Here is a 13,603-nt window from a genome sequence, read left to right on the forward strand (position 1 = left end):
CGCCCCCGTCACCACGACATTACCCGGGGACATGGTAGTGCCCCTCCCGGTAAGCCTTTCCCCCGCGAGCGGCCCGGCACGCACGCCCGCGGGGTCGACGGTGTCAGCGGCCGGTGGCCGGGCGGGCGCCGGTGAGGGCGCAGTCCCGGGCGGACAGGTCCAGCTGCCGACCCCTTGGTCAGACAGGCCGCGATCATATGAACCTGCTGGCCGTAGCCACGTCCCTGAACGGAGGTCACCTGTCCGGCCTGGTCCACCTCGCCGGGGTTGTTGTCGGTGCACTGCTCGCCCGCGGTGTTGTGCGTGTGGTGGATTCCCACGACCGTCTCGCCGTCGGGGGCCGGCAGCGCCGAACCGGAGGTGCCGGGCCAGGGGGCGCACTCCTCCCCGGTGGCGTAGTGGATCGAGTCGTCCTGCTGGTACCTGCCCTCGCGCAGGTGCGGTACGACGGCCTCGGCGGCGCAGTTGAGGCGCAGACTCGTGTACGCCATGGTCAGGGAGTCTCCCGCGCGTACGGGGGAGGTGGTGAGCCGGAAGACCTTGGCGCCCTCGGCCCGCAACCGGGCGTAGCTCTTGTCCAGTCGGTGGAGCGCGATGTCGGTGCCGGTCATCGTCGCGTACACCAGACGCTTCGCGCGGGCGGTGGCCTGCGGGTAGCCCTGGCGGTCCGCGATGGGCACCTCGCGGTCCGCCGGCCGGTCCACCAGGGCGGTACCCGGCTCGGCCCACTCTCCCTCGGCACAGTGACCGTTGGTCAGCATCAGCGCCGGGTCCTCGGGCCGGGAGGCGGGGGTGCCGGAAAGGCCGGCTGGAACGAGCCCATGAACGAGTAGGCATGCGCGGACTCGGTGCCCCCGCGACGGCCTGCGCCGGAGCGGCGGCCATCAGCGGCGCGGTGAGCGCGAGCAGGGAACTGACGAGAAGAGAACGACTTCGCACGTGTCCGGACCGTACGGAGCTCATATGCGCACCCCTGGATCACCGTATGACCATTGCGCGACAGCGCTCAGCTCCGGCCGCGGGCCTCTCTGAATCTGGCCAGCCCCTCGGACAGCTCCACCAGAGGCTCCGGATAGCCGCCGTGCCCGTCCGCCGGTGCCCGCCCGCGCGCCTTCCACGGTTCGTGGACCGCGCCGCCGTCGATCCCCCGCAGTTCGGGCACCCAGCGCCGTACGTACACGCCGTCCGGGTCGTACCGCTTCCCCTGGACCACCGGGTTCAGTACGCGGTGGGGCCGGCTGTCCGTCCCGGTCCCCGCCACCCACTGCCAGTTGAGCTGATTGTTCGCGATGTCGCCGTCCACCAGCAGGTCCAGGAAGTGCCGGGCCCCGACGCGCCAGTCCACGTACAGCGTCTTGACGAGGAAGCTCGCGGCCAGCAGCCGCCCCCGGTTGTGCATCCACCCCTCGTGACGCAGTTGCCGCATCGCCGCGTCGACGACCGGATAGCCGGTGCGCCCCGCCTTCCATGCCGCGATCTCGGCCTCCGCCGACGCCCCGGTGCGCCACCGGTCGTGCCGGGTGCGGTAGTCGGCGTGGGCCGCCGCCGGGCGGGCCGCCAGGACCTGGTGGTGGAAGTCCCGCCAGCAGAGCTGCCGTACGAAGGCGTCCGCGCCGGGGCCGCCCGCCGACCGGGCCCGGTGGACCAGCTCGGCGGGGGAGAGGGTGCCGAAATGCAGATGGGGCGAGAGCCGCGAGGTGGCGTCGCCCGCCAGATCGTCATGAAGGTCCTCGTACCGGGCGAGCCCCGTACGCCGCCAGGCCGCCAGGCAGCGCCGCGCCGCCCGCTCCCCGCCCTGGGCGAGCCCTTCCGAGACACCGGTGACCTCCGCGCGCGACGGCAGCGCGTCCGATCCCACGTCCCGAGGTACGCGCACGGTGCGCGGCGCGCCGAGCGGGTCCCGGATCCGCTCCTGGGACCACCGCCGGAAGTACGGCGTGAAGACCGCGTAGTGGTCGGCGTGCGAACCCGCCGGGGTGACCGCGCCCGGCGCCACGGCGGTCACCACGGCGTCGTGCGCGTGCAGCCGGCGTCCGCCGGCCTCCAGGGCCTCGCGCAGCCTCTCCTCGCGCCGTACCGCGTAACCGCTCACACCGCCGGTCAGATACACCTCCCGCGCCCCCGTTCCCGCGGCGACCCGGGAGACCTCCTCGGCCACCTCGCCCGACCTGATCACCAGCCTGCCCCCGCGCTCCCGCAGCTCCGCGTCGAGGTCGCGGAGGCAGTCGGCGAGGAACGCCCGGCGGTTGGGCGCGCCGAAGCCCAGTTCCTCGATGCGCCGGTCCCGCACGAAGAGCGGGACCACCTCGTCGGCCGCCGCGAGCGCCGCGCGCAGGGACGGGTTGTCGTGCAGCCGCAGATCGGAGGTGAAGAGGACGACGGCGACGCTCATGCTGCTCCTGTTCCAAGGGCCCCAGGGCCCCAGGGCCCCAGGGCCCGACGGACGGGGTTACCCCGGCCCACCGGGGTTCGCCGGTGCAACGGTCAACGGGAGGTGACGGACACGGCCGGGGCCGGTGGCGTCACCTGGTCCGCCGCGCGGGCGATGTTGCGAGCCATCCCGCCGAAGACCAGGGCGTGGAAGGGGGAGACGCTCCACCAGTAGGCGTGCCCCAGCAGACCGCGCGGATGGAACAGGGCCCGCTGGCGGTAGCGGGAGCCGCCGCCCTCCCCTTCCACCACGTACATCTCCAGCCAGGCCAGGCCCGGCAGCCGCATCTCGGCGCGCAGCCGCAGCAGCCGCCCCGGTTCGATCTCCTCGACCCGCCAGAAGTCCAGCGAGTCCCCCGCACGGAGCCGCTCGGCGTCCCGGCGGCCCCGGCGCAGCCCCACCCCGCCGACCAGCCGGTCCAGCCACCCCCGGACGGCCCAGGCCAGGGGGAACGAGTACCAGCCGTGGTCGCCGCCGATGCCCTCGACGACCCGCCACAGGGCGCCCGGGGAGGCGTCCACGTCCCGCTCCCGTACATCGGTGTAGAGACTGCCACCGGCCCAGTCGGGGTCGGTGGGCAGCGGATCGCTGGGCACACCGGGAACCGAGGCCGAGGACCACCGGGTGGTGACCCGCGCCTCGCGCACCCGCTGGAGGGCCAGCGTGAGCGCCCGGTCGAAGGAGATCGGCCGGCCCGGCAGATCGGGGACATGGCGCGCGATGTCGTGCTCCCGGCAGACGACCTCGTAGCGCAGCGACTCCGCGAGAGGCCGCGCGATCGACCGCGGGACCGGGGTGACGAGGCCGATCCAGTGACTGGACAGCCGGGGCGTCAGCACCGGGACCGGCATGATCAGCCGGTGCGGCAGCCCGGCGGCCCGCGCGTACCGCTGCATCATGGCGCGGTAGGTGAGGATGTCCGGGCCGCCGATGTCGAAGGCGCGGTTCACGTCCCCCGGCATCCGGGCGCTGCCGACCAGGTAGCGCAGCACATCGCGTACGGCGATCGGCTGGATCCGGGTCGACACCCAGCTCGGGGTGACCATCACCGGAAGGCGCTCGGTGAGATAGCGCAGCATCTCGAAGGAGGCCGAGCCAGAACCGATGATCACCGCGGCGCGCAGCGCGGTCGTCGGTACCCCCGAGTCGAGCAGGATCCGGCCCACCTCGGCGCGGGAGCGCAGATGCGGCGAGAGCTCTTCCACGGGGAGGGAGTCCGGGGTCAGACCGCCCAGATAGACGATGCGCCGTACGCCCGCGGCCCGTGCCCGCTCGCCGAAGACCCGCGCCGCCGTCCGGTCGGTCTCCTCGAAGCCCGGACCGCCGGCCAGGGCGTGGACCAGGTAGTAGGCGACATCGATCCCCTCCATCGCCGCGCCGACCGAGGCCGCGTCGGTGACGTCCCCTTGGACGATGTCGACCTGCCCCGCCCAGGGATGGTCCCGCAGTTTCCCGGGGGTACGGGCCAGACAGCGCACCGGGTGGCCGGCCTCCAGCAGTTCGGGGACGAGACGCCCGCCGATGTACCCCGTCGCCCCTGCCACCAGGCAGCGAGGTCCTGCCCCGGTCTCCTTGGCCTCCATGGCGCCTCCGTATCGGCTCGTACCGGTACTCCCACCGTGGACGCACCGGGCTCATTCCGCTTCCGGACACGCCGAGGACCGGTGCCGTCCGCGTGTACGTCGCCTTCCCTCCGCCCGGGGCCGCGCGGCGCGCCACTCTTCGGTACCCGGCTGCCCGTGGTTCACCTGCCGGACCGCCGAAGGTCCATGAACGCACGTTCAATCCCAATGAACGCGCGTTCATTCCCGGTACGGAAGCCTCTCGGAGCCCGGAGCCGAACGCGCGCTCGCCACCACGACCAGGAGGCCCGCCGCGCTACGCCGACAGGGCCGGAACGGAAGAGAACCGATGCGTCTGACCCTCACGGCCCCGGTGGCCGTGCTCGCCACCGCCCTGCTCGCCGCCGGATGCTCCTCGCCGATGTCCTCCGGCGGCGACGACGCGCGGAGCCTCGTCGTCTACAGCAACTCCCTGTCCGACGGGCGGGGCGCCTGGCTCAAGGACGAGGCGAAGAAGGCGGGCTTCGACGTGCGACTCGTCGAGCTGGGCGGCGCCGATGTGCGCAACCGCCTGGTCGCCGAGAAGAACAACCCGGTGGCGGACGTCACCTTCGGCCTCAACAACGTCTACTTCGAGAAGCTGAAGGAGGCACAGGTCCTCGACAGCTACACACCCTCCTGGTCCGGCCAGGTCGACGCCTCGCTGGGCGACGCGACCGGGAAGCGGTTCTGGCCCATCGTGCGCGAGCCGGTCATGCTCGTCTACAACAAGGCCGCCTACCCGGACAACGCCCAGGCCCCCGCCGACTGGCCGGACCTGTGGACCAAGGAGCGGTTCAGGAAGAAGTACGAGGTCCCCGGCGAACTCGGCGGCGGCACCACCCAGATGGTGCTCGCGGGCATCCTCAGCCGCTACCGCGATGCCCGGGGCGACCTCGGTGTCAGCCAGGCCGGCTGGGACGCGGTGAGGGACTACTTCGCGGACGGTACGCCCGCGACGGCGGGCACCGATCTCTACGCGCGGATGGCCGCGGGCAAGGTCGGCGCGGGGCAGATGTGGCTCTCCGGCAAGGCCACCCGGGAACAGCAGTACAGGATCCGGACCGAGGCCGTGCACCCACGGGGCGGTGTCCCGATGGTCGTCCAGCAGGTCGGTCTGGTGAAGGGCACGAAGAAGGCCGCCGCCGCGAAGAAGTTCATCGACTGGTTCGGCGGCGCCGACGTCCAGGCCGCGTGGTCGCGGAAGTTCTTCACCGCCCCGACCGACAAGGCGGCCCTGGCGAAGGCGAGCCCGGAGGCGGTCAAGGAGACCGACTCGTTCACCGCGCAGGACATCGACTGGTCCTTCGTCGCGCGCAACCTCGACCAGTGGATCGAGAAGATCGAACTCGAATACCTCGCCAAGTGAGCCCGGTCCGGCAGCCCGCCGGCACCAGCCGTCCGACCGTCCGCCCCGCACGACCCGTACCACCGCACCGTCCACCCCTGTTCAACCGAGGAACGACATGATCACCTTTGACGGCGTGACGGTGAGGTTCCAGGACTTCGAGGCGCTTCCCTCCTTCTCCCTGCGGGTCGAGGAGGGGGAGTTCTTCACCCTTCTGGGACCCTCCGGCTGCGGGAAGACCACCGCGCTCCGCGCACTCGCCGGCTTCGTCGACCTCACCGCGGGAGACATCCTCGTCGACGGCCGGAAGGTCACCCGTCTTCCCAGCGGCAAGCGCGAGGTGGGCATGGTCTTCCAGAACTACGCCCTGTTCCCCGGTATGAGCGTGCGCGAGAACATCGCCTTCGGCATGCGCGTACGCAAGCGCCCCGCCGAGGAGGTGGACCGCCGTGTCGACGAGATCGCGGAACAGGTCGACCTCTCGCGGGAACAGCTCGCGAAGGGCGTGGCCGAACTCTCCGGCGGTCAGCAGCAGCGTGTCGCCATCGCGCGCGCTCTGGTCATGCGCCCCAAGGTCCTCCTCCTCGACGAGCCGCTGTCGAACCTCGACGCGAAGCTGCGTCAGCAACTGCGCGGCCAGCTCAAGGAGTTGCAGGCTCAGTTCTCCATCACCACCGTCTATGTCACCCACGACCAGGAGGAGGCCCTGTCGATGAGCGACCGCATCGCGGTGCTCAACCGGGGCCGTGTGGAGCAGGTGGGGACGCCCGAGGAGATCTACGACCGCTCCGCGAGCGAGTTCGTCTGCACGTTCATCGGCGAGGTGAACAAGCTCAGCCCCCAGCTCGTGGGCGCCCTGGCCGCACACGGGGGCCGCGACCTCGACCCGGCCAAGCCCTCCTACATCCGTATCGAGAAGGTCGCCCTGCCGGGCGACGGCCGTCCCGCGAAGGGCCTCCCCGTCCGGGGGACCGTCACCGCGCGCACCTACCACGGACCGCACAGCGTCTACCGTCTGCGGACCGAGCACGACACCTTCCGGATCGTACGGAAGGAGGGCGACGGGCCACCGCTGCGGACCGGGCAGGAGGTCGAGGCCGTCGTCGACCCCGAGTCCGTCCTCCAGTACGCCGGAGCCGCGCGATGAGCGGGTCCACACGGACCATGCTCCGGTCCCCCCTGACGCTCACCGCCGGCGTGGCGCTGCTGTGGTTCGTCGCCACCTTCCTGGTCTATCCGAACGCCGTCACACTGGGGCAGATCTTCTTCCCCGGCGGTACGCCGAGCACCCGCGCCTTCGAGAAACTCTGGGCCTCGCGGCGCGCGCTGGACTCGCTGCGCAACAGCTTCCTGCTGGCCGCCGTCCTCTCGGTCACGGTGAACATCGTCGGCCTCTTCATCGTGCTCGTCACGCGCTACTTCAGCGTCCGCGGCGCTCGTCTGCTCTGGCTCGGGTACGCCACGACACTCGTCTACGGCGGTGTGGTCGCGGTCTCGGGCTACGCGTTCGTCTACGGGGAGAGCGGCTTCGTCACCCGGCTGCTGACCGCACTCCTGCCGGGGACGGACCCGGCGTGGTTCTCGGGGATGCTCGCGGTGGTGGTCGTCATGACCCTCACCGGTACCGGTCACCATCTGCTCTTCCTCTCCTCGGCGGTCGCCCGGATCGACCAGCAGACCATCGAGGCGGCACGCCAGTTGGGCGCGTCCCCCTGGCGGATCCTGCGGCAGATCGTGCTGCCCGTCCTCAGGCCCACGCTGTTCGCCGTCACCATCCTGACCTTCCTCGGCGGGCTCGGCGCGTTCGCGGCGCCGCAGATCCTCGGCGGACGGGAGTTCCAGACGATCACCCCCATGATCCTCACCTTCTCGGGGATACCCACCTCCCGCGACCTCGCGGCCACCCTCGCGCTGATCCTCGGCGTGGCCTCCCTTTTGCTGCTCGGACTCCTCAACCGCCTTCAGGCCGGGGGCACCTACTTCTCCGTCTCCAAAGTCCCCGCCGTCCTGAAGAAGCAGCGCATCGACCATCCCGTGGCGAACGCCGTCGTCCATGTGCTCGCCTACACGCTCTTCCTCGTCTACGTGATCCCGCCGCTGCTCATCGTGGTCTTCTCGTTCACGGACGCGGCGACGATCGCCTCCGGCCGGCTGGGCGCGGACAGCTTCACCCTCGCCAACTACCAGCGGGTGCTGACGGACGCGACGGCCTCCTGGCCGTTCGTGGTGAGTGTCGGGTACGCGGCGGTGACCGCCGCCGTCGTCATCGTCGCGATGCTGTTCGTCGCCCGGATCCTGCACAAGTTCGTCAACCCCGTGACCGTCACCGTCGAGTACCTGCTGCACATCCCGTGGGTGCTGCCCGGCACCCTCACGGCGCTGGGCCTGATCATCACGTACTCCGTACCGCGCGCCCTCACCGGCGGCACCGTCCTCACCGGCACGGTCGGCCTGCTGGCGGTCGCCTACATCACCGCCAAGATCCCGTTCACCCTGCGCCTGCTCAAGGCGGCGTACGCGGGCATCCCCGGCTCGCTCGAAGAGGCGTCGGCCATCCTCGGCGCGAGCACGTTCCACACCTACCGACGGGTGTTGCTGCCCCTGGTGCTCCCGGCGGCGGCCGCCGTCACGGCGCTGAACTTCACCAGCCTGCTCGACGAGTACGACACGGCGGTGTTCCTCGCCCATCCGCTGTACCAACCGCTCGGCACCGCCATCCAGAACGCCACCCGTAACCAGGGGAACGGCGACGCCACGGCCCTGACCTTCGTCTACACCGTGCTGCTCATGGTCATCTCCACCCTGGCGATCTGGTTCGTCTAAGGCCGCCGCGGCAGGGCGGGGCCGCGCCGTGCCGCGAGCGGCGCGGGGCGCCGCTGACGGTCCTCGCGCCGTAACCACCACCACACGTCCACCCCCTGACGGAAGGAACCCATGTTCGGCCAAGCGCGGTACCAGGACATCAACTCCCTTGTGAACAACAGGCTCGCGGAGCGCACCCCGCTGATCGCGGTGCACCGCGGAACCGGTCTCGGTGACGTGCCGGAGAACACCGACCGAGCGATCGAGGCGGCTCTGCTGCAGGGCGCCGACATGGTCGAGATCGACATCGTCGAGTCGACGGACGGGGACTTCTTCCTCTTCCACGACGGCTGCGAGCGGCAGGCGTTCGACCGGGACATCGATATCCGCGCGCTGTCGACCGAGGAGATACGCGCGCTGAGGTACCGGTGGATCGGGCACGACGTCGCCGTGACCGCACTCGGCACGGTGTTCGAACGCTACCGCGGTGACACGCTGTTCAACATGGACCGGTCGTGGTGGTACTGGGACGACCTCCTGCCGTTCCTCGACCGCTACGACATGGCGGGCCAGTTGGTCTTCAAGAGCCCCGTCGAGGAGAGCTGGCTCGGCACACTGCGCCGGCACCCGGTCAAGTACCCGTTCGTCCCGATGGTGCGGTCCCTCGCCGATGTCGACGCCGTACTCGGTGACCCCGACATCAACCTGATCGGGGTGGAACTCATCGCCACGGGACAGGACCACGAACTCGCCCGGCCCGAGGTGGTCGCGCGGATGCACGAGGCCGGGCTGGCCTGTCTGCTCGACGCGATCAACCTCACCAACGGCGTCCCCCTCTTCGCCGGTTTCGACGACAACACCTCGCTCTTCGGGGACCCGGCCGACGGATGGGGACGGCTCATCGGACTCGGCGCCGACATCATCCAGACCGACTGGCCGGGGCCGCTGGGCCAGTACCGGCAGCAGCTCCTCGGCATCCCGCCCCGGCGCCACCGTCCCCGGTACGAAACGGCCCCCGGCCAGGGGTGGATAGGGTGACCGGGTGCGATCAAACGAAGGCGTCGACAGCCCCGCGGACCCGCCCTCCTCGGCGTCACCGCTGAACGTCACGATGGAAGCGGTCGCGACGGCGGCAGGGGTGTCACGGGCCACCGCCTCCCGCGTGTTCTACGGCTCGACCCCCGTCTCCCCGAAGACCCGGGACGCGGTCTACGCGGCGGCGCAGAAGCTCGGATACGTCCCGAACGTGATGGCGCGATCGCTGGCGGCCCGGGGCTCCGACATCCTCGGGCTGCTGCTGCGGGACCCCACCAACCCCGCGTACGGCCTGCTCTTCAGCGAGTTGCAGTCCCACATCAGCCGGGTCGGCCTCCAGATGGTGACGGTCGCCCCGTCACGGACCGAGGGAGCCCACTTCGAGCGGCAGGCGCTCAACCGTCTACTCGGGCTGCGGGTCGGCGGGATGTTCGTGGCGACCGGCGTCATCCGCGCCGAGATGCTGGGGCCGTTCCTCGACGTGGTGCCGGTCGTCGTCATCGGACGGCCGGAGACACACCCCCGGATATGCAGCGTCTCCTACGACGAGGAGAACAACGCGACCCAGCTCGCGGACGCCGTCGCGTCCCACGGACACCGGGCCGTGGCGGTGGTGGTGCCCAGCGCCGAGAACTCCGTACCCGAGAACCGGCGCGGTGTGACGATGGCCCGGCGGCTGCGGAGCCACGGCATCCAGGTGCACGAGATCCCAGCCCCCACCTTCGGACGCAGCGACGAGGGCGTCGAGGAGATCGTCGCCCGGCAGCGCGCCGGGCGGATCACGGCCGCCATGTTCCCGTCGGACTGGCGGCTGCTCGCCTTTCTGCCCCACGCCCAGGCGGCCGGCGTACGGGTGCCGGAGGACCTGTCCCTCACCGGGTGCGACGGCATCATGCACGGCATCGACCTGCTGGGCTTCACCACCCTGCGCATCCCGGTGGAGCGGGCGGCCGGGCGCGCGGTGACGGTCATGAGGTCCATGCTGGACAACCCGGGCGCCACGGAGGTCACGCACGAACTGCTCCCCGGCACGCTGGTGCCGGGACGCACCCTGGGGCACGTCTCCGCGCGCTGAACCGTCCCGCGCCCCGCCGTCCCGTCCGCCGGATGTCAGGGGAGGCGCGCCAGGCCCAACGCCGTGAGCTGGCGGATCTCCGTCGACTCGACACGCGCCGCCTGCGGTGCGGTGATGATGTCGCACACCCAGTCCCAGTGCAGCGCCACCAGGTCGCCGGGGGCGAGCCCGGGCAGCAGGGACCGGCCGCCCGTCGACCAGCGTACGGACTCCTGGACGGGTGCTCCCGGGGCCAGACACGTACCCGTCCAGCGCAGCGGGCGGGACTCGACGGTGGCGCTCTCGCCGCTGACCGAGCGGACCACACCCGTACGGATACGGCACCGGTCGAGGACGGAGAGCGCCGTCGGGGCGGCCGGGGTACGCAGCAGACCGGCCCAGGGGTACACGTCGAAGACCTGGAAACTGTGGTGGGCGAGCGCGCGCTCGGACGCGTCGCGCCAGGTGCCCCCCTGCTGGCCGGCGAACCGGTCCCGCAACCGGTCCAGCAGGGCGCCCGGGGTGGTCAGGTCCAGGAGTTCGTTGCCGATCCAGTACGCCTCGACGACCCGCTCGTCGAGGGGATCGGCGAGCCCGGCCCTCTCGGCGAGCAGTTCGAGATAGCACCAGGCGCCCTCGAACCGGCGGGCGTGACGCTCGATGCCCGCCGTCTCCTCGGGACGGAGCAGCGCCCCGGAGTCGGCGGGCCCGCAGTAGCCGAGTTCGTTGGGAGGATAGGCGTACCGCGCGAAGAGGAGCGCGCCGCGCTCGCTCATTCAGCAGATCCTCGGCAACTGCTCACCGACCGGGAGGCCGACCACCCGGGATCCACCGAGGCCGGTCCTCGCCACCACCATCCCGGGATGGCCGGCCACACAGGTGCCGATCCGGCGGGCCCCCCGGCCCAGCGGGTGCGCGGTGAGCGCCGCGAGGATCCCCTCGGCGGCGTCGGCCGGGACGACGGCGATCAGTTTGCCCTCGTTCGCGACCTGGAGCGGATCGAGCCCCAGCAGGCTGCACGCGTCACGCACCGTCTCCGGTACGGGCAACTCCCGTTCGACGAGTTCGACGCCGACGCCCGAGGCGGTGGCGATCTCGTTCAGCGAGGCCGCGACCCCACCGCGGGTGGGGTCGCGCAGGACATGGATCCCGGCGCCGGTGGCGATCATCGCGGCGACCAGGCCGTGCAGGGCCGCGGTGTCGCTCTCCACCGCCGTACCGAACTCCAGCCCCTCCCGGCAGCTCAGCACCGCGATGCCGTGCACCCCGATGTCGCCGCTGATCAGCACGGCGTCACCGGGCGCGGCGCGGTGCGGGCCGATCTCGACACCGTCGGGGATCACACCGATCCCCGAGGTGTTGACGTACACGCCGTCCCCGCTGCCGCTGTCGACGACCTTGGTGTCACCGGTGACCAGCCGGACCCCCGCCGCCCGCGCCGCCGCGCCCATGTCCTGGGCGATCCGGCCGAGTTCGGTCAGCGCGGTGCCCTCCTGGAGGATGAACGCGCAGGACAGGAAGAGCGGTACGGCGCCCGACATCGCCAGGTCGTTGACGGTCCCGTTGACCGCGAGGTCGCCGATGGACCCGCCGGGGAAGAACATCGGCTTCACCACGAAAGAGTCCGTGGAGAAAGCGAGCCGTGTGCCGTCCCCGACGGTGAGCACGGCGGAGTCGCCCAGTTCGGACGCGGCGGCGGATCCGTACGCCGGGAGGAACAGATGCTCGACCAGTTCGGCCGACATCGCCCCGCCGCCGCCGTGCCCCATCACGACCGCCGGGGTCTCACGCAGCGGGACCGGGCAGGACCAGCCCTCGAAATCCAGCCCGGACGCCGCGTCGGTCTCCAGGGGGAGCGCGGCGGCGGGGGCGGGCACCTGACGTTTCGTCTCAGTCACTTCGCATCGACCAGTTCCAGTCGGCGGTACGTGTAGTAGGCGGCGCAGGCGCCCTCGGAGGAGACCATCGTGGCGCCCAGCGGAACCCTCGGCGTGCACTCCTTGCCGAACGCCGGGCACTCGTGCGGCTTGATCAACCCTTGAAGGACCTCCCCGGACCGGCACAGCGAGGACTCGGCGGTACGGATCTCCGCCACGTCGAACCGCGACTCGGCGTCGAACTCCCGGTACTTCTCCGCCAGTCGCCAGCCGCTGGCGGGGATCGTCCCGATGCCGCGCCAGGTCCGGTCGGTGACCTCGAAGACGTCCCGCAGCATCTCCATGGCGGGCAGGTTCCCCTCGGCGCGTACGGCGCGGGGGTAGGCGTTCTCCACCTCGTGCCGGCCCTCTTCGTACTGGAGGACCGTTCTGCGGACGCCTTCGAGGATGTCGAGCGGTTCGAAGCCGGTGACGACGATGGGGACCCGGTACTTCTCCGCGAGCGCCGGGTACTCCGACGTCCCCATCACACTGCACACATGCCCGGCGGCCAGGAACGCCTGGACCCGGCAGGCGGGGGACTCCATGATGGCGGCGATCGCGGGCGGTACGAGGACGTGCGAGACGAGCAGGGAGAAGTTGTGCACGCCGAGACGGTGTGCCTGGTGGACCGTCATGGCGTTGGCGGGGGCGGTCGTCTCGAAGCCGATGCCGAAGAAGACGACTTCCCGGTCGGGGTTCTCGCGGGCCAGTCTCAGAGCGTCGAGCGGCGAGTACACCACCCGTACGTCGCCGCCCGCGCTCTTCACGGTGAACAGGTCCTGGCTGCTGCCCGGCACTCGCAGCATGTCGCCGAAGGAGCAGAAGATGACCTCGGGACGGGCGGCGATCGCCAGCGCCCGGTCGATGATCTCCAGCGGGGTGACACAGACCGGGCAGCCAGGTCCGTGAATCAACTCGATGTGGTCGGGCAGCAGTTGGTCGATGCCGTGCCGGATGATCGAGTGGGTCTGGCCTCCGCAGACCTCCATCATCGCGAGCGGGCGGGTGGAGGCCGCGTGGATCTGCTCCAGCAGCCGTCCGGCCATTTGGGGGTCGCTGAATTCGTCCAGGTACTTCACCGGTCGGTTCCTTCCACCGCGCCACGCTGCCGGGCAGCCAGTTCGAAGCCGTCGCCGAACTCCTCCTCCAGGAGTCCGAGCTTCTCGAAGTTGGCCAAGGTCTCCTGGGCCGACTTCTCGTCGAGCCGTTGAATGGCGAATCCGACATGGACGACGACGTATTCGCCGACCGCCGCGTCGGGTACGTACTGGAGGCAGACCTCCTTGCGTACACCGCCGAAGTCGACCTCCGCCATCAGGGCGTCGTCGACCTCGACGGTACGCAGGACGCGCCCCGGAACTGCCAGACACATGGTGTCTTCCTCACTCTGCGGGTCATCGGGTGGATTCGGGA

12 protein-coding genes are annotated in these 13,603 nt (G+C 71.0%); 5 read left to right on the top strand and 7 right to left on the bottom strand.

Annotated elements, in window-relative coordinates:
- Positions 1-8 precede the first annotated feature (8 nt).
- From ACIQ7D_RS04260 to ACIQ7D_RS04270, 3 genes are all read right to left on the bottom strand, one after another.
- Positions 9-761 (bottom strand): trypsin-like peptidase domain-containing protein, encoded by a 753-nt coding sequence (locus tag ACIQ7D_RS04260; RefSeq protein WP_403933387.1) that lies wholly within the window; start codon positions 759-761, stop codon positions 9-11.
- A 245-nt stretch (positions 762-1,006) separates the two neighbouring features.
- The gene (locus ACIQ7D_RS04265) at positions 1,007-2,392 is read right to left on the bottom strand and encodes a cryptochrome/photolyase family protein (RefSeq protein WP_403933389.1); all 1,386 of its coding nucleotides are present in this window, start codon (positions 2,390-2,392) and stop codon (positions 1,007-1,009) included.
- A 92-nt stretch (positions 2,393-2,484) separates the two neighbouring features.
- Entirely contained in the window at positions 2,485-4,014 is a 1,530-nt protein-coding gene (locus ACIQ7D_RS04270; protein ID WP_403933390.1) for an SDR family oxidoreductase, read from the bottom strand.
- Between the two features lie 328 nt (positions 4,015-4,342).
- Here ACIQ7D_RS04270 and ACIQ7D_RS04275 point away from each other — a divergent pair, with 328 nt between their 5' ends.
- The 5 genes from ACIQ7D_RS04275 to ACIQ7D_RS04295 all read left to right on the top strand — a co-directional run bounded on the left by ACIQ7D_RS04275 (position 4,343) and on the right by ACIQ7D_RS04295 (position 10,292).
- Complete coding sequence (locus ACIQ7D_RS04275) at positions 4,343-5,401, top strand: extracellular solute-binding protein (RefSeq protein WP_403933392.1); 1,059 nt, start codon at positions 4,343-4,345, stop codon at positions 5,399-5,401.
- A gap of 97 nt (positions 5,402-5,498) precedes the next feature.
- A complete protein-coding gene (locus ACIQ7D_RS04280; protein ID WP_403933394.1) occupies positions 5,499-6,527 on the top strand; it encodes an ABC transporter ATP-binding protein in 1,029 nt (342 codons plus the stop codon).
- Positions 6,524-8,203, top strand: a complete 1,680-nt coding sequence (locus ACIQ7D_RS04285; protein ID WP_403933396.1) for an ABC transporter permease — start codon at positions 6,524-6,526, stop codon at positions 8,201-8,203. Before ACIQ7D_RS04280 ends, ACIQ7D_RS04285 begins: the two co-directional genes overlap by 4 nt.
- A gap of 111 nt (positions 8,204-8,314) precedes the next feature.
- Positions 8,315-9,220 (top strand): glycerophosphodiester phosphodiesterase family protein, encoded by a 906-nt coding sequence (locus tag ACIQ7D_RS04290; protein ID WP_403933398.1) that lies wholly within the window; start codon positions 8,315-8,317, stop codon positions 9,218-9,220.
- 4 nt (positions 9,221-9,224) lie between these two features.
- A complete protein-coding gene (locus ACIQ7D_RS04295; RefSeq protein WP_403933399.1) occupies positions 9,225-10,292 on the top strand; it encodes a LacI family DNA-binding transcriptional regulator in 1,068 nt (355 codons plus the stop codon).
- A gap of 35 nt (positions 10,293-10,327) precedes the next feature.
- Here ACIQ7D_RS04295 and ACIQ7D_RS04300 read toward each other — a convergent pair whose 3' ends face one another.
- From ACIQ7D_RS04300 to ACIQ7D_RS04315, 4 genes are all read right to left on the bottom strand, one after another.
- A complete protein-coding gene (locus ACIQ7D_RS04300) occupies positions 10,328-11,047 on the bottom strand; it encodes a DUF6390 family protein (RefSeq protein WP_403933401.1) in 720 nt (239 codons plus the stop codon).
- Positions 11,048-12,040 carry a hydrogenase expression/formation protein HypE gene (gene hypE, locus ACIQ7D_RS04305; protein WP_403933821.1) on the bottom strand — a complete coding sequence of 331 codons (993 nt, stop codon included), beginning with the start codon at positions 12,038-12,040 and terminating at the stop codon, positions 11,048-11,050.
- Between the two features lie 125 nt (positions 12,041-12,165).
- A complete protein-coding gene (gene hypD / locus ACIQ7D_RS04310) occupies positions 12,166-13,269 on the bottom strand; it encodes a hydrogenase formation protein HypD (RefSeq protein ID WP_403933402.1) in 1,104 nt (367 codons plus the stop codon).
- Positions 13,266-13,562 carry a HypC/HybG/HupF family hydrogenase formation chaperone gene (locus ACIQ7D_RS04315; RefSeq protein WP_403933403.1) on the bottom strand — a complete coding sequence of 99 codons (297 nt, stop codon included), beginning with the start codon at positions 13,560-13,562 and terminating at the stop codon, positions 13,266-13,268. Before ACIQ7D_RS04315 ends, hypD begins: the two co-directional genes overlap by 4 nt.
- Between the last annotated feature and the right edge of the window lie 41 nt (positions 13,563-13,603).

Origin of the sequence: Streptomyces sp. NPDC096310, from assembly GCF_044763125.1 — a bacterium.
Lineage (GTDB): Bacteria > Actinomycetota > Actinomycetes > Streptomycetales > Streptomycetaceae > Streptomyces.

What these genes read in the sequence shown, in the direction of transcription:
- ACIQ7D_RS04260 (WP_403933387.1), bottom strand. Translation starts at nt 761, where the DNA reads ATGCTGACCAACGGTCACTGTGCCGAGGGAGAGTGGGCCGAGCCGGGT.
- ACIQ7D_RS04265 (WP_403933389.1), bottom strand. Translation starts at nt 2,392, where the DNA reads ATGAGCGTCGCCGTCGTCCTCTTCACCTCCGATCTGCGGCTGCACGAC.
- ACIQ7D_RS04270 (WP_403933390.1), bottom strand. Translation starts at nt 4,014, where the DNA reads ATGGAGGCCAAGGAGACCGGGGCAGGACCTCGCTGCCTGGTGGCAGGG.
- ACIQ7D_RS04275 (WP_403933392.1), top strand. Translation starts at nt 4,343, where the DNA reads ATGCGTCTGACCCTCACGGCCCCGGTGGCCGTGCTCGCCACCGCCCTG.
- ACIQ7D_RS04280 (WP_403933394.1), top strand. Translation starts at nt 5,499, where the DNA reads ATGATCACCTTTGACGGCGTGACGGTGAGGTTCCAGGACTTCGAGGCG.
- ACIQ7D_RS04285 (WP_403933396.1), top strand. Translation starts at nt 6,524, where the DNA reads ATGAGCGGGTCCACACGGACCATGCTCCGGTCCCCCCTGACGCTCACC.
- ACIQ7D_RS04290 (WP_403933398.1), top strand. Translation starts at nt 8,315, where the DNA reads ATGTTCGGCCAAGCGCGGTACCAGGACATCAACTCCCTTGTGAACAAC.
- ACIQ7D_RS04300 (WP_403933401.1), bottom strand. Translation starts at nt 11,047, where the DNA reads ATGAGCGAGCGCGGCGCGCTCCTCTTCGCGCGGTACGCCTATCCTCCC.
- hypE (WP_403933821.1), bottom strand. Translation starts at nt 12,040, where the DNA reads ATGGGGCACGGCGGCGGCGGGGCGATGTCGGCCGAACTGGTCGAGCAT.
- ACIQ7D_RS04315 (WP_403933403.1), bottom strand. Translation starts at nt 13,562, where the DNA reads ATGTGTCTGGCAGTTCCGGGGCGCGTCCTGCGTACCGTCGAGGTCGAC.